The 19,591-nt window shown below is 60.1% G+C and carries 20 protein-coding genes; 9 read left to right on the forward strand and 11 right to left on the reverse strand.

Going from position 1 to position 19,591, the window contains the following annotated elements:
- Positions 1 to 96 precede the first annotated feature (96 nt).
- Positions 97 to 642 carry an oligoribonuclease gene (gene orn / locus ACJ8J5_RS08920; protein WP_004929689.1) on the reverse strand — a complete coding sequence of 182 codons (546 nt, stop codon included), beginning with the start codon at positions 640 to 642 and terminating at the stop codon, positions 97 to 99.
- Positions 643 to 887: 245 nt separating this feature from the next.
- Between orn and rsgA the strand changes: the two genes are divergently transcribed.
- The 3 genes from rsgA (at position 888) to mscM (ending at position 6,268) form a co-directional block, all read left to right on the forward strand.
- Complete coding sequence (gene rsgA, locus ACJ8J5_RS08925) at positions 888 to 1,937, forward strand: small ribosomal subunit biogenesis GTPase RsgA (protein ID WP_004929686.1); 1,050 nt, start codon at positions 888 to 890, stop codon at positions 1,935 to 1,937.
- A gap of 76 nt (positions 1,938 to 2,013) precedes the next feature.
- The gene (asd, locus tag ACJ8J5_RS08930) at positions 2,014 to 2,907 is read left to right on the forward strand and encodes an archaetidylserine decarboxylase (protein WP_025305014.1); all 894 of its coding nucleotides are present in this window, start codon (positions 2,014 to 2,016) and stop codon (positions 2,905 to 2,907) included.
- 13 nt (positions 2,908 to 2,920) lie between these two features.
- On the forward strand, positions 2,921 to 6,268 hold the full coding sequence (mscM, locus tag ACJ8J5_RS08935; RefSeq protein WP_089181562.1) for a miniconductance mechanosensitive channel MscM: 3,348 nt from the start codon (positions 2,921 to 2,923) through the stop codon (positions 6,266 to 6,268).
- A gap of 67 nt (positions 6,269 to 6,335) precedes the next feature.
- On the opposite strand, the gene epmA is transcribed toward mscM, so the two are convergent.
- Positions 6,336 to 7,313 (reverse strand): elongation factor P--(R)-beta-lysine ligase, encoded by a 978-nt coding sequence (gene epmA / locus ACJ8J5_RS08940; RefSeq protein ID WP_025305012.1) that lies wholly within the window; start codon positions 7,311 to 7,313, stop codon positions 6,336 to 6,338.
- A 385-nt stretch (positions 7,314 to 7,698) separates the two neighbouring features.
- Between epmA and frdA the strand changes: the two genes are divergently transcribed.
- From frdA to blc, 5 genes are all read left to right on the forward strand, one after another.
- Entirely contained in the window at positions 7,699 to 9,495 is a 1,797-nt protein-coding gene (gene frdA, locus ACJ8J5_RS08945; RefSeq protein WP_167324740.1) for a fumarate reductase (quinol) flavoprotein subunit, read from the forward strand.
- The gene (locus ACJ8J5_RS08950; protein ID WP_197769213.1) at positions 9,488 to 10,222 is read left to right on the forward strand and encodes a succinate dehydrogenase/fumarate reductase iron-sulfur subunit; all 735 of its coding nucleotides are present in this window, start codon (positions 9,488 to 9,490) and stop codon (positions 10,220 to 10,222) included. The genes frdA and ACJ8J5_RS08950 overlap by 8 nt, the downstream gene beginning before the upstream one ends.
- 14 nt (positions 10,223 to 10,236) lie before the next feature.
- Entirely contained in the window at positions 10,237 to 10,629 is a 393-nt protein-coding gene (frdC, locus tag ACJ8J5_RS08955; protein WP_025305010.1) for a fumarate reductase subunit FrdC, read from the forward strand.
- A gap of 12 nt (positions 10,630 to 10,641) precedes the next feature.
- Positions 10,642 to 11,001, forward strand: coding sequence for a fumarate reductase subunit FrdD (gene frdD / locus ACJ8J5_RS08960; protein WP_004929672.1), 360 nt, complete (start codon positions 10,642 to 10,644; stop codon positions 10,999 to 11,001).
- Positions 11,002 to 11,085: 84 nt separating this feature from the next.
- Positions 11,086 to 11,619, forward strand: coding sequence for an outer membrane lipoprotein Blc (gene blc / locus ACJ8J5_RS08965; protein WP_099817068.1), 534 nt, complete (start codon positions 11,086 to 11,088; stop codon positions 11,617 to 11,619).
- Here the strand turns inward: blc and sugE are convergent.
- The 4 genes from sugE to efp form a co-directional block, all read right to left on the reverse strand.
- Positions 11,613 to 11,930, reverse strand: coding sequence for a quaternary ammonium compound efflux SMR transporter SugE (gene sugE / locus ACJ8J5_RS08970; protein ID WP_004929669.1), 318 nt, complete (start codon positions 11,928 to 11,930; stop codon positions 11,613 to 11,615). The two genes, blc and sugE, sit on opposite strands and share 7 nt — an antisense overlap.
- Positions 11,931 to 12,122: 192 nt before the next feature.
- The gene (locus ACJ8J5_RS08975) at positions 12,123 to 12,254 is read right to left on the reverse strand and encodes an entericidin A/B family lipoprotein (protein ID WP_004929668.1); all 132 of its coding nucleotides are present in this window, start codon (positions 12,252 to 12,254) and stop codon (positions 12,123 to 12,125) included.
- A 120-nt stretch (positions 12,255 to 12,374) separates the two neighbouring features.
- Positions 12,375 to 12,506: an entericidin A/B family lipoprotein gene (locus ACJ8J5_RS08980; RefSeq protein WP_004929667.1), complete on the reverse strand. Its 132-nt coding sequence runs from the start codon at positions 12,504 to 12,506 to the stop codon at positions 12,375 to 12,377.
- Between the two features lie 70 nt (positions 12,507 to 12,576).
- Positions 12,577 to 13,143 (reverse strand): elongation factor P, encoded by a 567-nt coding sequence (efp, locus tag ACJ8J5_RS08985; protein ID WP_004929666.1) that lies wholly within the window; start codon positions 13,141 to 13,143, stop codon positions 12,577 to 12,579.
- A gap of 42 nt (positions 13,144 to 13,185) precedes the next feature.
- On the opposite strand from efp, the gene epmB reads away from it, so the two are divergent.
- Positions 13,186 to 14,214, forward strand: a complete 1,029-nt coding sequence (gene epmB, locus ACJ8J5_RS08990) for an EF-P beta-lysylation protein EpmB (protein ID WP_033636765.1) — start codon at positions 13,186 to 13,188, stop codon at positions 14,212 to 14,214.
- A gap of 88 nt (positions 14,215 to 14,302) precedes the next feature.
- Here the strand turns inward: epmB and ACJ8J5_RS08995 are convergent, their stop codons facing one another.
- The 5 genes from ACJ8J5_RS08995 to ACJ8J5_RS09015 form a co-directional block, all read right to left on the reverse strand.
- A complete protein-coding gene (locus ACJ8J5_RS08995; RefSeq protein ID WP_025305007.1) occupies positions 14,303 to 14,647 on the reverse strand; it encodes a DUF4156 domain-containing protein in 345 nt (114 codons plus the stop codon).
- A gap of 303 nt (positions 14,648 to 14,950) precedes the next feature.
- Positions 14,951 to 16,576, reverse strand: a complete 1,626-nt coding sequence (locus tag ACJ8J5_RS09000; protein ID WP_334274107.1) for a methyl-accepting chemotaxis protein — start codon at positions 16,574 to 16,576, stop codon at positions 14,951 to 14,953.
- Positions 16,577 to 16,801: 225 nt separating this feature from the next.
- Positions 16,802 to 18,448 (reverse strand): chaperonin GroEL, encoded by a 1,647-nt coding sequence (gene groL, locus ACJ8J5_RS09005; protein WP_025305005.1) that lies wholly within the window; start codon positions 18,446 to 18,448, stop codon positions 16,802 to 16,804.
- Between the two features lie 44 nt (positions 18,449 to 18,492).
- Positions 18,493 to 18,786 carry a co-chaperone GroES gene (locus ACJ8J5_RS09010; protein ID WP_004929661.1) on the reverse strand — a complete coding sequence of 98 codons (294 nt, stop codon included), beginning with the start codon at positions 18,784 to 18,786 and terminating at the stop codon, positions 18,493 to 18,495.
- 189 nt (positions 18,787 to 18,975) lie between these two features.
- A complete protein-coding gene (locus ACJ8J5_RS09015; RefSeq protein WP_004929660.1) occupies positions 18,976 to 19,464 on the reverse strand; it encodes an FxsA family protein in 489 nt (162 codons plus the stop codon).
- Positions 19,465 to 19,591 lie beyond the last annotated feature (127 nt).

Genomic DNA, 19,591 nt, shown 5'->3' on the forward strand with positions numbered 1-19,591 from the left:
AAAACGCGATTTTTGTTTGATTGCCGATTAAAGCGCCAGATTGGCGAATTAAGCGGCTAAAAACGGCGTTTTTTCCCCGCAGGGGCCGTCATCGCCTTAAAGCTGAATGAAATGTTCGCGGTAATAAGCCAGTTCGGCCACCGATTCGCGGATGTCATCCAGCGCCTGATGGGTGCCCTGCTTCTTAAAGCCGCCGAGAATTTCAGGCTTCCAACGGCGCGCCAGCTCCTTCAGCGTGCTGACGTCCAGATAGCGGTAATGGAAGTAGGCCTCCAGCTCCGGCATATAACGGAACAAGAAACGGCGATCCTGGCCCACGCTGTTGCCGCAGATCGGCGATTTGCCGGCCGGTACCCACTGCTGCAGGAAGGCTATCGTTTCCAGCTCAGCGGCGCGATCGTCCTGGCGGCTGGCTTTCACCCGCTCCACCAGCCCGCTGCCGGTATGGGTGCGCACGTTCCACTCGTCCATCAAGGCCAGCTGCTCGTCGGATTGGTGCACGGCGATCACCGGCCCTTCCGCCAGGATGTTCAGGTTGGCGTCGGTGACCAGCGTGGCGATCTCAATAATGCGGTCACGCTCGGGATCCAGCCCGGTCATCTCCAAATCGATCCAAATCAGGTTATTTTCGTTTCCTGTCATGATGTTTCCTGCCTAAAAGCCGAGAGAAAAACGCTGTGCGGACGAGACGACGGGCGCCGCCGGTGGCAACGCGCCGCAGCCGGCGGCTAACAACGGTTATTTAATATAAAATAGCGTGTATCATAGTCTTTTTGGTCGCCATCGGCGACATATACCCTGACGGGTTCAAGGCTGCGCCCGGGGCTAGTCCCTCGCCGCAGCTGTGCGTATACGTAAAGGTATAAAATCGATTCAAGTGAGGCGCAGTGAGTAAGAACAAACTGTCCAAAGGTCAGCAACGCCGCGTGCAGGCGAACCATCAGCGCCGTCTGAAACGCGCTGATAACAAACCGGAACCGGATGATTCCCAACTGGGCGAGCCGCAGGAAGGCGTCGTCATCAGCCGTTTCGGCATGCACGCCGACGTTGAGGCGCCGGATGGCACTCAGCACCGCTGCAATATCCGCCGCACGCTGCGTTCGCTGGTCACCGGCGATCGCGTGGTGTGGCGCCCCGGCCTGGGCACCCATGAAGGGGTAAAAGGCATTGTGGAAGCGGTACACGAGCGCACCTCGGTGCTGACGCGCCCGGACTTCTACGACGGCGTGAAACCGATCGCCGCCAATATCAATCAGATCGTCATCGTGTCGGCGATCCTGCCCGAGCTGTCGCTGAACATCATCGACCGCTATCTGGTGGCCTGCGAAACGCTCGAAGTCGAGCCGCTGATCGTGCTCAACAAAATTGACCTGCTGGACGCCGAAGCGCGCAAGCTGGTCGACGGCATGATGGATATCTATCGCAAGATTGGCTACCGGGTGCTGGAAGTCTCCAGCCAGACGCGGGAAGGCATGGCGGAATTCGAACAGGCGCTCGCCGGGCGCATCAGCATCTTCGCCGGCCAGTCGGGAGTCGGCAAGTCCAGCCTGCTGAACGCGCTGCTGCCGCCGTCTGAAGAGCAAATTCTGGTAAATCAGGTTTCCGACGTCTCGGGCCTCGGGCAACATACCACCACCGCCGCGCGGCTGTACCATTTCCAGCACGGTGGCGACGTGATCGACTCCCCGGGGGTGCGCGAGTTTGGCCTGTGGCACCTGGAGCCGGAACAAATCACCCGCGGCTTTGTCGAATTCCGTGATTATTTAGGCGGTTGCAAATTCCGCGACTGCCGCCACGATACCGATCCCGGCTGCGCCATCCGCGCGGCGATGGAGAAAGGCGATATCGCGGAAGAGCGTTTCGACAACTATCACCGCATTCTGGAAAGCATGGCTCAGGTGAAGGTTCGCAAGAACTTCACGGACGCCGCAGACTGACACTGACGGGCGAGCATTGACGACGGCGAGGCCCTCGTTACAATGCGCGCCCTTTACCCTGATTCACGAGGTTAACGTGCTGGATAGCATCAAGATTAAACTGCAATATTGGCTACCGAAGCTGGCGCTGACCCGCCTGGCGGGCTGGGGCGCCGACAAACAGGCAGGCTGGCTGACCCAACTGGTGGTCAAAACCTTCGCCCGCTACTACCGCGTGGACATGCAGGAAGCGCAAAACCCGGACCTGACGTCTTACGCTACCTTCAACGACTTCTTCGTGCGCCCGCTGCGCGATGGCGCGCGCCCGATCATCGCCGACGCCAACTGGCTGGCGCTGCCTGCCGATGGCGCCATCAGCCAGCTCGGCCCGATCCGCGAGGATCAAATCTTCCAGGCCAAAGGCCACCACTACAGCCTGGAAGCACTGCTGGCCGGCAACTACCTGTTGGCCGAGCCGTTCCGCAACGGCCTGTTCGCCACTACCTACCTGGCACCGCGCGACTATCACCGCGTACACATGCCGTGCGCCGGCGTACTGCGCGAAATGATCTATGTGCCGGGCGATCTGTTCTCGGTCAACCCGCTCACCGCCGCCAACGTGCCTAACCTGTTCGCTCGCAACGAGCGCGTGATCTGCGTATTCGACACTGACATCGGGCCGATGGTGCAAATCCTGGTCGGCGCCACCATCGTCGGCAGCATCGAAACCATCTGGGCCGGCACCGTCACGCCGCCGCGCGAAGGCATCATCAAACGCTGGACCTACCCGGCCGCCGGCGAAGAAGGCGCCATCGCGCTGGAAAAAGGCGCCGAGATGGGCCGTTTCAAACTCGGCTCCACGGTGATCAACCTGTTTACCGCAGGCAGCGTGCAGTTTGCGCCGCAGCTGCATAACGGCACCGTCACCCGCATGGGTGAGGCCTTCGCCGAAATCCCGGCCGCCGCTGAAACACCACAGACCCCGCTCTAAAGGAATCGACGCCGTGCGCCTGATCATCACGCTTTTGCTCGGTTGCCTGCTGTGGCAACCGGCGCTGGCCGCCCCCGTGCCGACCGAGAACCAGCTCAAACAGGAGCTGAAGCAGGCGGAAAGCAGCAAAAACGCGCCGAATCAGGCGGAAACCACCGAGGCGCTGCAAAGCGCCCTCAACTGGCTGACGGAGCGTAAAGAGTCGCAGACTCGCTCCGAGCAGTATCAGAGGGTGATCGACGATTTCCCTAAGATGACGCAGGAGCTGCGCCGTCAGCTGGTGCTGGAAAGCAACAAGATCCTGCCGAACGGCGACGATCTGCCGGCCGCCGAGCTGGAACAGCAGATCCTGCAAACCAGCAGCCTGCTGCTGGAACAGGCGCGCCTGCTGCAGCAAGAGCAGGATCGCACGCGGGAAATCAGCGATTCGCTCGGCCAGCTGCCGCAGCAGCAGACCGACGCCCGCCGCGCGCTGACCGAAGTGCAGCGCCGTCTGCAGGCGCAGCCCGCCAACCCGACCACCCCGTACGCGCAGGCCGCCCTGGCCCTGCTGCAGACCGAAGCCGCGGCGCGCAAAGCCAAAGTGGACGAGCTGGAGCTGGCGCAGCTGTCGGCCAACAACCGTCAAGAGCTGGCGCGCATGCGCGCCGAGGTCTATAAAAAGCGCCACGAGAAAATAGACATTCAGCTGCAGGCGCTGCGCAACAACCTCAACGCCCAGCGCCAACGCGAAGCGGAACTGGCGCTGGAAAAAACCGAGCAGCTGGCCGAGCAGAACGGCGATTTGCCAAAAAGCCTCAGCCAACAGCTGCAGATCAACCGCGAACTGTCCGCCGCGCTGAACAGCCAGGCGCAGCGCATGGATCTGATTTCATCGCAGCAGCGGCAGGCGGCGGCGCAGACGCTGCAGGTGCGCCAGGCGCTGAGCACCATCATCGAGCAGGCCCAGTGGCTCGGCTCGTCGTCGGCGTTAGGGGAAACCCTGCGCGCCCAGGTGGCAACGCTGCCGGAAATGCCCAAGCCGCAACAGCTGGACGGCGACATGGCCCAGCTGCGCGTGCAGCGCCTGCAGTTTGAAAATCAACTGGAAAAACTGTCGCAGCGCGAATTCAAACGCGACGACGGCAGCGCGCTGACCAACCAGGAGCAGCGCATCGTCGATGCTCAGCTGCGCACCCAGCGCGAACTGCTCAACTCGTTGCTGTCCGGTTGCGACACCCAAATCCTCGAGCTGACCAAGCTGAAGGTGGCCAACACCCAGCTGATCGAAGCGTTGAACGAGATCCGCGACGCCACCCACCGCTATCTGTTCTGGGTGCCGGACGTTAATCCGATCAACTTTTCCTACCCGCTCAACGTGGCACACGATCTGACCCGCGTCCTGTCGCTGGACACGCTGTCGCAGCTCGGCGGCGCCTTCATGATGATGGTGACCAGCCGCGAAACGCTGATCCCGATCTTCGGCGCCCTGCTGCTGGTGATTTTCAGCATCAGTTCGCGCAAGCACTATCACGCCTTCCTCGAGCGCGCCAGCAGCCGCGTCGGCAAGGTGACGCAGGACGAATTCTTCCTGACGGTGCGCACCGTATTCTGGTCGATTCTGGTGGCGATGCCGCTGCCAGTGCTGTGGGCCGCGCTCGGTTACGGCCTGCAGAGCGCCTGGAACTACCCGGTGGCGGAAGCGATCGGCAAAGGGGTGACCGCCACGCTGCCGATCCTGTGGATCTGCATGATCTGCGCCGCCTTCGCCCACCCTCAGGGGCTGTTCATCGTGCACTTCCGCTGGCCGGCGAAGCAGGTTTCGCGCGCCATGCGCTACTACAAGATGTCGATCTGGCTGATCGTGCCGCTGATCATGGCGCTGATCACTTTCGATAGCCTGAAAGAACGCGAGTTCGCCAACACGCTGGGACGGCTGTGCTTCATCCTGCTGTGTCTGGCGCTGGCGCTGGTCACCCACAGCCTGAAGCGCGCCGGTATCCCGCTGTATCTGGATAAAAACGGCTCCGGCGACAACATGCTCAACAGCGCCTTCTGGGGGCTGCTGCTGTCGGCGCCGCTGTTGGCGGCACTGGCCTCGACCGTCGGTTACCTCACCACCGCGCAGGCGCTGTTGGCGCGCCTGGAAACCTCGGTGGCGATCTGGTTCCTGCTGCTGGTCATCTACCACATCATCCGCCGCTGGATGCTGATCCAACGGCGGCGCATCGCCTTCGATCGCGCCAAACAGCGCCGCGCCGACATCCTGGCCCAGCGCGCCCGCGGCGAAGACGAAACCTCGCACACCCCGAACAGCACTGAAGGCGCCATCGATCCGGACGATTCGGACTTCGATCTGGACACCATCAGCGCCCAGTCGCTGCGGCTGGTGCGCTCGATCCTGACGCTGATCGCGCTGGTGTCGGTGATCGTGCTGTGGTCGGAGATCCACTCCGCGTTCGCCTTCCTGGAAAACATCTCGCTGTGGGACGTGACCTCGACGGTGAACGGCGTGGAAACCGCCCATCCAATCACTCTCGGCGCGGTTCTGATCGCCATTCTGGTGTTGATCATCACCATGCAGCTGGTGCGCAACCTGCCGGCGCTGCTGGAGTTGGCAGTGCTGCAGCACCTGGATCTGACGCCGGGCACCGGCTACGCCATTACCACCATCACCAAGTACCTGTTGCTGGTGTTCGGCGCGGTGCTCAGCTTCGCCTGGATCGGCATCGAATGGTCGAAACTGCAGTGGGTGGTTACCGCGCTCAGTCTGGGGTTGGGCTTCGGCATGCAGGAGATCTTCTCCAACTTCATCTCCGGCCTGATCATCCTGTTCGAGAAACCGATCCGCATCGGCGACACCGTGACGATCCGCAACCTGACCGGTACCGTCACCAAGATCAACACCCGCGCCACCACCATCTCGGACTGGGACCGCAAAGAGATCATCGTGCCGAACAAAGCCTTCATCACCGAACAGTTCGTCAACTGGTCGCTGTCCGACACCCTGACCCGTGTGGTGCTGACCGTACCGGCGCCGGGCGAAGCCAACAGCGAAGAAGTGACCAAGATCCTGATGAACGCCGCCGAGCGCTGCTCGCTGGTGCTGGATAACCCGGCGCCGGAGGTTTACCTGGTCGATCTGCAACAGGGCATCCAGATCTTCGAGATGCGTATTTACGCCGCCGAGATGGGCCACCGTATGCCGCTGCGTCACGAGATCCACCAGTTGATCTTGGCGGGCTACCGCGAGCACGGCATCACGCTGCCGTACCCGCCGTTCCAGGTGCGCACCGAGACGCTGTCGCGGTTGACCAACAACGGCCGTACGCCGCCGTCCACGCCGGCGCCGAACACCAAGCGCGACGCCGGGGGGCTGTAAGCGTTTCTCGCGATAAAAAAAGGGCCGGCAAATGCCGGCCTTTTTTGCTTTTCTTACCGCCTGAAACTCAGGCGATCCCGACTGGGAAGGCTAATACTTCGCTCAGGCTCTCGGCGCCCAGCGCCAGCATCACCAGGCGATCCACGCCCAGCGCCACGCCGGAGCATTCAGGCATGCCGTGCTGCAACGCCGCCAACAGGTTGTAGTCGATCGGCTGCTGCGGCAGGCCGCGCTCCGCACGTTTGCGGTTGTCCTGCTCGAAGCGCTGCTGTTGTTCACGGCCGTCGGTCAGCTCGCGGAAACCGTTCGCCAGCTCAATGCCCTTGAAATACACCTCGAAACGCTCCGCCACGCGGTGGTCTTCGGTGCTGATCTCCGCCAGCGCCGCCTGGCTGGCCGGGAAGTGGTACACGAACGCCGGTTTTTCACGGCCGATATGCGGCTCCACGCCCACGGTGAACAGCAGCTGCAACAACGTATCACGGTCTTCTTCGGTATCGGCGATGTTGCTCAGATCGAGTTTGGCTGCCGCTTCACGCAGCTGCGCCTTCTCCGCCGACAGCGGATCGATGTCCAGATGGCGCAGGAACGCCTGCTGATAGGACAGGGTCTCCGCGCTCTCGCAGTCCAGCACCTGTTGCAGCAGATCGTCCACCTCGTTCATCAGGCGGTACATGTCGTAGTGCGGACGGTACCACTCCAGCATGGTGAATTCCGGGTTGTGATGCCGCCCGGCTTCTTCATTGCGGAAGCTGCGCCCCATTTGGTAGATCGGGCCGCTGCCCGCCGCCAACAGGCGCTTCATGTGATATTCCGGGCTGGTCATCATGTATAGCGTCAGGCCCTCTGCCGCCCCCGGCCCGACGAAACGCGTCTCGAACGGGAACAGGTGAACGTCGGTGACCGTCGCCTGGCTCATGGTGGGCGTCTCAACTTCCAGCACGCCACGATCGGCGAAGAAACGCCGGATCTCAGCCAGAATCGCTGCGCGTTTCAACAAATTGGCGATGGGTGCACTAGGCTGCCAGCTTGCCGTTTCGCTCATGGTAATTAACTCCGAAATCAAACAGGGGATGCAGTCTACTCGCATCCTTGCAGCCAAACAAATTCTTCACGATGCACAACCGTCCATAACGCCAATTTCCGATAAATGGGCGGCAAAAGCGCGTTAAAAAGGGTAAAGCAGGCCAAACGCGCAAAAAAACAGGCAAGCCTGTTGGTCGAGCGTTAATCGACAAAACAATCGATCACATCAAATTTCGACTACTTAACTTTAGGTATAGTTAATTCCCCATTATTGGTGGGAGATATCTATCCTTAACCTTTAAGCAACATTAATCGGTTCAATTAGTTAGCACCCGAAGAGTTCGCTAAATTTTAAGCATAGATATTTAACTTGCCGTTCTTAATAAGAACATTGGAGGAATGCAGTGCAAACCTTTAACGCCGATCTTGCCATTATTGGGGCCGGGGGCGCTGGTTTACGTGCAGCAATAGCCGCAGCGGAAGCCAATCCCCAACTGAAAATCGCGCTGATCTCTAAGGTCTACCCGATGCGCAGCCACACGGTCGCCGCCGAGGGGGGCTCCGCCGCCGTCACCCAGGATCACGATACCTTCGACTACCATTTCCACGACACCGTCGCCGGCGGCGACTGGCTGTGCGAACAGGACGTGGTCGATCACTTCGTGCATCAGTGCCCGCGCGAGATGACCCAGCTTGAGCAATGGGGCTGCCCGTGGAGCCGCAAACCGGACGGGTCGGTCAACGTGCGGCGCTTCGGCGGCATGAAGATCGAACGCACCTGGTTCGCCGCCGACAAGACCGGCTTCCACATGCTGCACACCCTGTTCCAAACCTCGCTGAAATACCCGCAGATCCAACGCTTCGACGAGCACTTCGTGCTGGATATCCTGGTGGATGACGGCCAGGCGCGCGGCCTGGTGGCGCTCAACATGATGGAAGGCACCCGCGTGCAGATCCGCGCCAACGCGGTGGTGATGGCCACCGGCGGCGCCGGGCGCGTTTATCGCTACAACACCAACGGGGGCATCGTTACCGGCGACGGCATGGGCATGGCGTTCCACCACGGCGTACCGCTGCGCGACATGGAGTTCGTGCAGTATCATCCGACCGGCCTGCCCGGTTCCGGCATCCTGATGACCGAGGGCTGTCGCGGCGAAGGTGGCATCCTGGTGAACAAAGACGGCTACCGTTACCTGCAAGACTACGGCATGGGTCCGGAAACCCCGCTGGGCGAGCCGAAGAACAAATACATGGAGCTGGGCCCGCGCGATAAAGTGTCCCAGGCCTTCTGGCATGAATGGCGCGCCGGCCGCACCATCGCCACCCCACGCGGCGACGTGGTCTACCTCGATCTGCGCCACCTGGGCGAGAAAAAGCTGCTGGAGCGGCTGCCGTTCATCTGCGAACTGGCCAAGGCCTACGTCGGCGTCGATCCGGTGAAAGATCCGATCCCGGTGCGCCCTACCGCGCACTACACCATGGGCGGCATTGAAACCGACCAGAACTGTGAAACCCGCATCAAGGGGCTGTTCGCGGTCGGCGAGTGCTCCTCCGTCGGCCTGCACGGCGCCAACCGCCTCGGCTCCAACTCGCTGGCGGAACTGGTGGTGTTCGGCCGCGTCGCCGGTGAACACGCCGCGCGCCGCGCGCTCGAGACCGCGCCGGCCAACGGCAGCGCGCTGGATGCGCAAACCCGCGACGTCGAAACCCGCCTGAGCAACCTGATGAAGCAGGAAGGCAACGAAAACTGGGCGAAGATCCGCGACGAAATGGGGCTGTCGATGGAAGAAGGCTGCGGCATTTACCGCACGCCGGAGCTGATGCAAAAAACCATCGATAAGCTGGCCGAGCTGAAAGAGCGTTTCAAGCGCGTCAACATCACCGACAACACCAGCGTCTTCAATACCGATCTGCTGTACACCATCGAGCTGGGCTATGGCCTGGACGTCGCCGAATGCATGGCGCACTCCGCGTTTAACCGCAAAGAGTCGCGCGGCGCCCACCAGCGCCTGGACGAAGGCTGCACCGAGCGTGACGACGTCAACTTCCTCAAGCATACGCTGGCGTTCCATAACCCGCAGGGCGCGCCGCGTCTCGAATACAGCGACGTGAAAATCACCAAGCTGCCGCCGGCCAAACGCGTCTACGGCGCAGAAGCCGAAGCGCAGGAGAAAAAGAATAAGGAGCAGGCAAATGGCTGAGATGCAAACCCTGAAGATCGACGTCATGCGCTATAACCCGGAAAGCGACGCCGAGCCGCATTTCGTCACTTACGCCGTGCCTTACGACGAACAGACCTCGTTGCTCGATGCACTGGGCTACATCAAGGATAACCTGGCGCCGGACCTCTCCTACCGCTGGTCTTGCCGCATGGCGATCTGCGGCTCCTGCGGCATGATGGTCAACCGCGTGCCGAAGTTGGCGTGCAAAACCTTCCTGCGCGACTACGTCGGCGGCATGAAGATTGAAGCGCTGGGCAACTTCCCGATCGAGCGCGATCTGGTGGTCGACATGACCCACTTCATCGAAAGCCTGGAGGCGATCAAACCGTACATCATCGGCAACGATCGCAAACCGGAGGATGGCCCAAACGTGCAGACGCCGGCGCAGATGGCCAAATACCACCAGTTCTCCGGCTGCATCAACTGCGGCCTGTGCTACGCGGCATGCCCGCAGTTCGGCCTCAACCCCGAGTTTATCGGCCCGGCGGCGATCACGCTGGCGCACCGTTATAACCTGGACAACCGCGACCACGGCAAGAAACAGCGCATGCCGCAGCTCAACGGCCAAAACGGCGTCTGGAGCTGCACCTTCGTCGGCTATTGCTCCGAAGTCTGTCCGAAACACGTCGATCCCGCCGCCGCTATCCAGCAAGGCAAGGTGGAGAGCGCCAAGGACTTCATGATCGCCATGCTGAAGCCGCAATAAGGGAGAAAATTGCCATGACAACTCAACGTAAGCCCTATGTGCGCACCATGACGCCCACCTGGTGGCAAAAGCTCGGCTTCTACCGTTTCTACATGCTGCGCGAAGGCACCTCGGTGCTGGCGGTCTGGTTCAGCATCGTGCTGCTCTACGGCGTGTTCGCGCTGAAGGGCGGCGCCGAGAGCTGGGCCGGCTTCGTCGGTTTCTTGCAGAATCCGCTGGTGCTGTTAATCAACGTCGTCGCATTGCTGGCGGCGGCGCTGCACACCAAAACCTGGTTCGATCTGGCGCCGAAGGCCGCCAATATTGTGGTCAACAGCGAGAAAATGGGACCGGGCCCCATCGTGAAAGGGCTGTGGGCCGTCACGATCGTCGTCAGCGTGGTCATCCTGGCCGTGGCCCTGTTCTAATCCGGAGGAAACATGATAAATCAAGCACCTAAACGCTCCGATGAGCCGGTTTTCTGGGGATTGTTCGGCGCCGGCGGCATGTGGGGCGCGATCGTCGCGCCGGCTATCGTGCTGCTGGTCGGCATTCTGCTGCCGCTGGGGCTGTTCCCCGGTGAAGCGCTGGGTTACGAGCGCGTGCTGGCGTTCTGCCAGAGCCTGATCGGCCGCCTGTTCCTGCTGCTGATGATCATTCTGCCGCTGTGGTGCGGCCTGCACCGCATCCACCATGCGATGCACGATCTGAAGATCCACGTGCCGGCCGGCAAGTGGGTGTTCTACGGTCTGGCGGCAATCCTCAGCGTCGTCACCGTCATCGGCGTCGTCACTCTGTAAACCGCTCGGGTGGCCAACGCCCGTTGGCCGCCCTTTTCTCATCGGCTACACTGTCTACTCGCCCCCGGTAAACAGGAGTCACCGATGCGTTTATGGTCAAAGCTTAGCGTCATGCTTTCCGCCCTGCTCTCCGTCGCCTGCAGCGTCTCCCCGCCTAAAGACATCAAGGTCGTGACCCCCTTTGACAGCCAGCGCTATCTCGGTACCTGGTATGAGATCGCTCGTCTGGATCATCGTTTTGAACGCGGTTTGCAGCAGGTGACCGCCCATTACAGCCCGCGCGCCGACGGCGGGCTGAACGTCATCAATCGCGGCTTCAATCCGCAAAAACAGCAATGGCAAGAAAGCGAAGGCAAAGCCTACTTTATCGGTTCACCGCAGGTCGCGGCGCTGAAAGTGTCGTTCTTCGGCCCCTTCTACGGCGGCTATAACGTGATTGCCCTGGACCCGGCGTATCGCTACGCGCTGGTTTGCGGCCCTAACCGCGACTATTTGTGGATCCTGTCGCGCACGCCGACGCTTGACGCCAGCGTACGCGACAGCTTATTGCAGACGGCCAAAGGCTACGGTTTCGCCACCGACAAGCTGATCTGGGTGCAACAGTCCGCCGATCAGTGACTGCTGAACTTCAGCCCGAGTATGCCGACCACGATCAGGCACAGGCTGATGATGCGCGCGATATTGGTCGATTCGCCCAACAGCACCATGCCCATGATGGCCGCGCCCACCGCGCCGATGCCGGTCCACACCGCATAGGCGGTGCCGGCGGGCAGCGTTTTCATGGCGTTGGCCAACAGCAACATGCTGACCACCATCGCGGCGATGGTGATGATGCTCGGCGTCAGCCGGGTAAAACCGTGGGTGTATTTCAGACCGATAGCCCAAACCACTTCGAGCAAACCGGCGATAAGCAGAATAATCCAGGCCATGAGACGGCCTCCCTACCACTGGGGTCGTCCCCGAAAAAATGACGCGTAAACGGGTCGTCCCGTTTAGCGAGGTGATGCATGACGGGTAACCTCACCCGCACTGCGGCAGGATAGCAGCAGCGTTAACGCTCAGGCAAGGGATAGAAATGTGGCGGCTCTCCGCAGCCGGAACGCCGCCGGGTGGAATGCGGATTATTCCGCGCTGCGCTGAATAGCCTTGCCGCCGGCCTGAATGTCTTCACCCACACCGCGGGTGGTATTGCAGGCGGTCAGCGAGCTCAAAATCATCAAAGAGAAGATCGCGATAATACTTTTCTTCAGCATAAGAAAGTCCTTATTTGTCGTTGATGAAAAAGTACGGCTTTCTAAGCGTAGTCAAAATTGACGGAGGGTGTGGGATCGTGACCGGCTTTGTGGCGCAAATACATCGGGTTAAAGGCGGGATCAGCTGGCCGTGCGGGAGATGGCGCCGCCGAGATGCTGAACGTCTTCGCCGAAACCGCGAAACGTATTGCAACTGCTGAGGGAGAAAAGGAACAACAGGGAGAGCACGGCCAACAACGTTTTCTTGAACATGCGGATTTTCTGCCAACGAACGGGGATAGGATAAAACAGAGGAACCGCGTGGGTTCCTCTGTTTTGAAACTTATTTAACGCGAGAGACGTATTCGCCAGAGCGAGTGTCAACCTTGATCACTTCGCCGATCTGGACGAACAACGGCACTTTCACCACGGCGCCGGTGCTCAGGGTTGCCGGCTTGCCGCCAGTCCCTGCGGTATCGCCTTTCAGGCCAGGATCGGTATCGGTGATTTCCGCTTCGATGAAGTTCGGCGGCTGAACGGCGATTGGACGGCCATCCCACAGGGTGATGATGCACTCTGCGTTATCCTGCAGCCATTTGGCCGCGTCGCCGACGGTTTTGCCGTCAACCTGATGCTGTTCGAAAGACTCAGGGTGCATGAAGTGGTAGAACTCACCGTCGCTGTACAGGTAGTTCATGTTGGTGTCCATCACGTCTGCGCCTTCGCAAGAATCGGTAGACTTGAAGGTTTTTTCCACGCGGGTGCCGGTCAGCAGACGGCGCATTTTCACGCGCGCGAACGCCTGGCCTTTGCCCGGCTTAACGAACTCACTGGCTTCGACGGCGTAAGGTTCGCCCTCGAACATGATTTTAAGACCCGGACGGAAATCGTTGCTAGAATAAGTCGCCATGATGGCCCTCTGAATATTTGAACTGGTAGCTTAGCCAAAAAAATGGCACACATTATAACCCAAAGTACGGCACATAGAGAAGATTGGTTGCATCAACTCGCCGATGTTATTACCGATCCCGATGAATTACTGCAGCTTTTGTCACTGAATACGCACCCGGAACTGCCGCAGGGGCGCGATGCCCGCCGGCTGTTTGCCCTGCGCGTGCCGCGCGCCTTCGCTGCGCGCATGCGCCCCGGCGATGCCAACGACCCGCTGCTGCGCCAGGTGCTGACCGCCAGAGAGGAGTTCATCAACGCCCCAGGGTTCACCACCGATCCGCTCGATGAGCAGCGCAGCGTGGTGCCGGGCCTGCTGCACAAATACCGCAATCGCGCACTGCTGCTGGTCAAGGGCGGCTGTGCGGTCAACTGCCGTTACTGCTTCCGTCGCCACTTCCCCTATCAGGATAATCAGGGCAATAAGAACAACTGGCGGCAGGCACTGGATTATATCCGCCAACACCCGGAACTGGACGAGATCATTTTTTCCGGCGGCGATCCGCTGATGGCCAAAGACAGCGAGCTGGAATGGCTGGTTGGCGAACTGGAGGCCATCCCGCACCTGAAACGCCTGCGCATTCACACCCGTTTGCCGGTGGTGATCCCGGCGCGCATCACGCCGGCGTTGTGCCGCCTGCTGTCGGCCTCGCGCCTGCAGGTGCTGATGGTCACGCACATCAACCACGCCAACGAAATTGACCGCGACCTGCAAAGCGCCATGGCGCAGCTGCGCCTCGCCGGCGTCACGCTGCTCAACCAGAGCGTGCTGCTGCGCGACGTCAACGACGATGCCGACACGCTGGCGGCGCTCAGCAACGCGCTGTTCGACGCCGGTATCCTGCCTTACTACATCCACGTGCTGGACAAGGTGCAGGGCGCAGCGCACTTCATGGTCAGCGACGATGAAGCGCGCGCCATCATGCAGGCGCTGCTGAGCAAGGTGTCCGGTTATCTGGTGCCGCGCCTGACGCGTGAAGTGGGCGGCGAACCGAGCAAAACGCCGATCGACCTGCGCCTGATGCAGGAGTGACACGCGCCACAGGGCTCGACGAAACGAAAAGAGGAATGCCGTGGCATTCCTCTTTTTTTATCTCTGTGCGGCGTTTGGCCTCAGCGCCTTACGGGCACTTGTAAACCTGGCCGACCATTTTGCTGTCCAGCGGCGCGAAGCTGGAGAGCAGGTTCTGGCTTGGGCTGTTGGCGCCGTAAATGACGTTGCCGCCCATCGCCGCCGCCTTGTTGCGCAGATCGTTGGCCGCACCGCGCATGGAGCTGCCTTCACCGCCGTTGCCGGACAGCCAGTTGCTCTGGGTGCCGGTCACTTCCCCCAGCAGCTGGCATTCCGCCGCCGGCTTGCTGTCGGTGAACTTGATCTGCTGACCCGCAGCGGTCAGTTCATGAGTGGTGCTGCAACCCGCCAGCAGCATCGCTGCCGAAAGACCCAGTAAGGCTTTAATCCGCATCTTGTTCCCCATTCGATGTTGAGAATTACGCAAAATCTTCTACCCGTCGCCTTTCAAGCTGTAGCGTTGTTGACTGCACTCGCTCACCCCAGTTACTTACTCAAGTAAGCGCCTGGGGACTCACGAGCTGGCCGCCTAGCTACAACTTGAAATTCATAGGGTATATCAGAAAGCGATGCCATCTCTTAAGCATCCGTTGCCGCGCGAGCGGGCCAACGTCTTGAGCGACAGCTGATGACTTACCAGTTTACCAGCTAAATCGCCCCGGGCGGCAAAAATATCATCAAATACAGTGCGGCGGCGTTATACCCAACCGGCAACGGTCGCCGATGCCTGCGCCTCCACGTCGCCCTGGCGCGATTCCCCCTCCGCCAGTTTGAATACCGCCACCGCCTGCGCCAGCAGGGCCGCCTGTTCCTCCACGCCGACGGCGGTGGTCGCCACCTCCTCCACCAGCGCGGCGTTCTGCTGGGTCACCTGATCCATCTGGGTCACCGCCACCCCGACCTGCTCGACGCCTTTGCTTTGCTCTTCCGACGCATAGGAGATGTTATCCATCAGCGACGTCACCTGGTTCACCGAGCCGACGATGGCATTCATCGTCTCGCCCGCCTGTTCCACCAGCCGCACGCCGGCGGCGATATCGCCGGTTACGCCGTCGACCAGACCGCTGATCTCCTTGGCCGAAGTCGCGCAGCGCTGCGCCAGATTGCGCACTTCGCCGGCTACCACCGCAAAACCCCGCCCCTGCTCCCCGGCACGTGCGGCCTCGACGGCGGCGTTCAGCGCCAGAATGTTGGTCTGGAAGGCGATGCCGTCGATCACGCTGGTAATATCCCCCACCTGACGCGCACTGTCGTTGATCGCCCGCATCTTGTCGACCGCGCTGGCCATCAGCGTTTCGCCGTTGCGGGCAATGGCAGCGGTCTGATTGACCATGCCGGCGGCCTGAGTGGCGTTATCGGCGTTTTGCCGCACCGTGGCGGTAATCTGCTCCATGCTGGCGGCGGTTTCCGTCAGCGCGCTGGCTTGTTCTTCGGTGCGGCTGGAGAGATCGGCGTTGCCGACGGCGATCTCGTGCGTACCGTGGTTGATCGACTCCACGCCGTCACGCACCTGCTGCACGGTCGCACTCAGCTCCTGCTGCATCGTCCGTAGGCTGGCGAACAACATGCCGATCTCATCGTTGTTGCGTACCGCGATCTCGCTGCGTAGATCGCCGCGCCCAACCTTTTGCAAGTGTTCGGCGATCTGGCGCAGCGGCAGAATCAAGCGCCGGCGGAAATCACGCTGCACGGCGACCAGCAGCAGCAGGATCGCCGCCAGGGTGCCACTCAGCAGGCGGGCGAAGACTTTTTGGGTCTGCTCCGCCTCTTCCACTGCCAGACGGTGGGCGGCCACCGTGGCCCGCATGTAGTCGGCAAACTGGTTATCCAACCGCTGGCGCACCTGGCGCTTCTCTGCCGCCATGGCGTGCAGCCGCTCGATCAGCGCCGTCTGTGGCGTGTCGGCCAACAGCGTCAGTTCTTGCTTCAGCACCGCCTGCTGCGCCAGGTAAACCTTTTTCATCGCCTCGCCCAGATCCGGGCGCGATACCGTCAGGCCCGGCGTCTCCCAAAACAGGTTGAACGCGACGTCGGCGCTGCGCAGCTCACCTCGCGCCTCATCGATACCCTGCTGAATATCGGCTCTGCTGGTCTGCGCCCAGCGCTCGAACGCCATGTTGTCGATCAGCGTCTGCGTTTGCAGCAAAGCACGCCAACTGCGGTTCAGCGCCGCTTCCTCGTCGGAGAAGGTGCTCATCCTGTCGATACTGTGGCCGTTTTGCTGCATGAAATAGAAGGCAATGGCGCCGGTTCCCATGGGCATCAAGCCCAGCAGCAACAGCATCATCATCAGCCAGGTGGCTATTTTCATATTTTTCAGCATAAGTCGTCTCCGTTGACAGTCACACCGGCGAGGGGAAATTCCCCGCCTGGTAGGGGCTATATCGGTACGAAACGACAACGGTTTAGGGTAAAAACAAAATAATGCAATTATTCATTCACCAAACTAATAACAAGCTAACAAAACATCCTTTTAATTGATTTTTAAGCTAAAAAAAACCCCGGTCAGTTGACCGGGGTTCTCAGCACACAAGCGTGTGGGGGATGATTACATCATGCCGCCCATGCCGCCCATGCCACCCATGCCGCCTGCTGCGCCCAGATCCGGTGCGTCAGCCTTCGGCAGGTCGGTGACCATGCATTCGGTGGTGATCATCAGGCCAGCCACGGAAGCCGCGTACTGCAGAGCAGAACGGGTCACTTTGGTTGGATCCAGGATACCCATCGCGATCATGTCGCCGTATTCTTCAGAGTAAGCGTTGTAGCCGTAGCTGCCTTCGCCCGCTTTCACCTGGTTGGCGATAACGGAAGCTTCTTCACCGGCGTTGACCACGATCTGACGCAGAGGGGCTTCCATTGCGCGCAGCGCAACTTTGATACCCACGTTCTGGTCTTCGTTGTCGCCTTTCAGCGAGGCGATTTTGCCTGCAACGCGGATCAGCGCGACGCCGCCGCCGGCAACCACGCCTTCTTCCACTGCGGCGCGGGTTGCGTGCAGGGCGTCTTCAACGCGGGCTTTCTTCTCTTTCATTTCAACTTCAGTGGCTGCGCCAACCTTGATAACGGCAACGCCGCCGGCCAGTTTCGCTACGCGCTCCTGCAGTTTTTCACGATCGTAGTCAGAGGTCGCTTCTTCGATCTGCTGACGAATTTGAGCAACGCGGCCCTGGATGGTCGCTTCGTCGCCCACGCCATCGATGATGATGGTGGTGTCTTTGTTGATGACAACGCGTTTCGCCTGACCCAGATCTTCCAGGGTGGCTTTTTCCAGTTCCAGACCGATCTCTTCAGAGATAACGGTACCGGCAGTCAGGGTAGCGATGTCCTGCAGCATGGCTTTACGACGGTCGCCGAAGCCAGGCGCCTTAACGGCAGCCACTTTCACGATGCCGCGCATGGTGTTGACCACCAGAGTCGCCAGCGCTTCGCCTTCTACGTCTTCAGCGATGATCAGCAGCGGTTTGCCTGCTTTGGCAACGGCTTCCAGCACCGGCAGCATTTCGCGGATGTTGGAGATCTTCTTGTCAGCCAGCAGGATGAACGGGCTTTCCAGCTCAACAGAACCGGTTTCCGGCTTGTTGATGAAGTATGGGGACAGGTAACCGCGGTCGAACTGCATACCTTCAACCACGTCCAGCTCGTCTTGCAGGCCGGTGCCTTCTTCAACGGTGATAACGCCTTCTTTGCCCACTTTCTCCATCGCTTCCGCGATCAGTTTACCCACGGTTTCGTCGGAGTTGGCGGAGATGGTGCCGACCTGAGCGATAGCTTTGGAATCGGAGCAAGGTACGGACAGTTTTTTCAGTTCTTCAACCGCAGCGACAACCGCTTTGTCGATGCCGCGCTTCAGATCCATCGGGTTCATGCCTGCAGCAACCGCTTTCAGGCCTTCGGTGATGATGGATTGAGCCAGTACGGTTGCAGTGGTGGTGCCGTCGCCCGCCGCGTCGTTCGCTTTGGAGGCCACTTCTTTCACCATCTGTGCGCCCATGTTCTCGAACTTGTCTTCCAGTTCGATTTCACGCGCAACGGAAACGCCGTCTTTGGTGATGGTCGGTGCGCCGAAAGATTTATCCAGCACTACGTTGCGGCCTTTCGGGCCCAGGGTCACTTTTACTGCATCAGCGAGAACATTCACGCCGCGGAGCATTTTCACGCGAGCGTCATTGCCGAATTTTACGTCTTTAGCTGCCATTGGTATTTCCCTTCAACTCGTTCAGTTCAGAAGATAAAGCGCAATTACGCTTCAACAATTGCCAGAATGTCGCTTTCGGACATGATCAACACTTCTTCATTGTCGATCTTCTCTGCTTTCACGCCGTAGCCGTCGTTGAAAATCACGATATCGCCAACTTTCACATCCAGCGGTTGGATGTTGCCGTTTTCCAGCACACGCCCTTTACCCACTGCAACCACTTCACCGCGAGTGGATTTACCCGCAGCAGAGCCAGTCAGGACGATGCCGCCAGCAGATTTTGATTCAACTTCTTTGCGCTTGACGATAACGCGGTCATGCAATGGACGAATACTCATTGAACGCTCTCCTGTAAGAAGGTCTCTATCAGATTTAGGGTTGTACACCGGATGGTTGTTATTACCGGCCTCGTGGCATTTGAGATGGGGGCGTTCCAGCCCCCTTCAAGGGGGCGAACAAAAAAAATTTCGCATTTTCGGTTCGGCGAGTGCCGCAGAGATGAAAAACGCGGCCTGAGCCGCGTTTGCTTAACGATCGTGAGGTTTGCGATCCTCGTCCGGGCGGTGTTCCAGCACCGGGCGTTCGTCGTCCTTGCGCTGGAATTCGCCGTCGAAGGTATTGCCGTTGGCGGCGTCGCCGCCCGTCCAACCGCCGGGGCGATACACCGACAGGTGCGGCATCAGCTTCAGCGTCAGCGATTTTTGCACCGGCGGCAGCAGCAGCAACAGGCCGAGGAAGTCGGTGAAGAAGCCCGGTATCAGCAGCAGGAAGCCCGCCAGCACCAGCGAAACGCTTTTCACCATTTCCGCCGCCGGGCTTTCGCCGGCCGCCAGTTTTTGCTGCATCTGCACGAAGGTTTTCATGCCCTGATTGCGCACCAGCGAAATGCCGACGCAGGAGCTGAACACCACCAGCAGCAGGGTGACAGCCACGCCGAGCACGGCGGCGACTTTGATAAAGATGGATATTTCTATGTAAGCCAGCAGAAATATCAGCAGTAGCGGTAACCAGCGCACCTGGTTCTCCTATCGGTAGGTAAAGCACGGCCGCCATGGGGGCGACAGCGCGAAAAAAGAGGCCGTAAACGGCCGACACCATTACAATGAGGGCATCCCCCCACCATTTCAACCGAGAGCCGGTTTT

The organism is Serratia sp. CY43202 (assembly GCF_052168755.1).
Lineage (GTDB): Bacteria > Pseudomonadota > Gammaproteobacteria > Enterobacterales > Enterobacteriaceae > Serratia > Serratia bockelmannii.

Excerpts from the sequence above, each read along its gene's own strand:
- efp (WP_004929666.1), bottom strand. The coding sequence starts at position 13,143 with ATGGCGACTTATTCTAGCAACGATTTCCGTCCGGGTCTTAAAATCATG.
- epmB (WP_033636765.1), top strand. The coding sequence starts at position 13,186 with ATGGCACACATTATAACCCAAAGTACGGCACATAGAGAAGATTGGTTG.
- frdC (WP_025305010.1), top strand. The coding sequence starts at position 10,237 with ATGACAACTCAACGTAAGCCCTATGTGCGCACCATGACGCCCACCTGG.
- ACJ8J5_RS08995 (WP_025305007.1), bottom strand. The coding sequence starts at position 14,647 with ATGCGGATTAAAGCCTTACTGGGTCTTTCGGCAGCGATGCTGCTGGCG.
- ACJ8J5_RS08950 (WP_197769213.1), top strand. The coding sequence starts at position 9,488 with ATGGCTGAGATGCAAACCCTGAAGATCGACGTCATGCGCTATAACCCG.
- orn (WP_004929689.1), bottom strand. The coding sequence starts at position 642 with ATGACAGGAAACGAAAATAACCTGATTTGGATCGATTTGGAGATGACC.
- ACJ8J5_RS08980 (WP_004929667.1), bottom strand. The coding sequence starts at position 12,506 with ATGTTCAAGAAAACGTTGTTGGCCGTGCTCTCCCTGTTGTTCCTTTTC.
- groL (WP_025305005.1), bottom strand. The coding sequence starts at position 18,448 with ATGGCAGCTAAAGACGTAAAATTCGGCAATGACGCTCGCGTGAAAATG.
- sugE (WP_004929669.1), bottom strand. The coding sequence starts at position 11,930 with ATGGCCTGGATTATTCTGCTTATCGCCGGTTTGCTCGAAGTGGTTTGG.
- ACJ8J5_RS09010 (WP_004929661.1), bottom strand. The coding sequence starts at position 18,786 with ATGAGTATTCGTCCATTGCATGACCGCGTTATCGTCAAGCGCAAAGAA.
- ACJ8J5_RS08975 (WP_004929668.1), bottom strand. The coding sequence starts at position 12,254 with ATGCTGAAGAAAAGTATTATCGCGATCTTCTCTTTGATGATTTTGAGC.
- frdD (WP_004929672.1), top strand. The coding sequence starts at position 10,642 with ATGATAAATCAAGCACCTAAACGCTCCGATGAGCCGGTTTTCTGGGGA.
- blc (WP_099817068.1), top strand. The coding sequence starts at position 11,086 with ATGCGTTTATGGTCAAAGCTTAGCGTCATGCTTTCCGCCCTGCTCTCC.
- epmA (WP_025305012.1), bottom strand. The coding sequence starts at position 7,313 with ATGAGCGAAACGGCAAGCTGGCAGCCTAGTGCACCCATCGCCAATTTG.
- ACJ8J5_RS09000 (WP_334274107.1), bottom strand. The coding sequence starts at position 16,576 with ATGCTGAAAAATATGAAAATAGCCACCTGGCTGATGATGATGCTGTTG.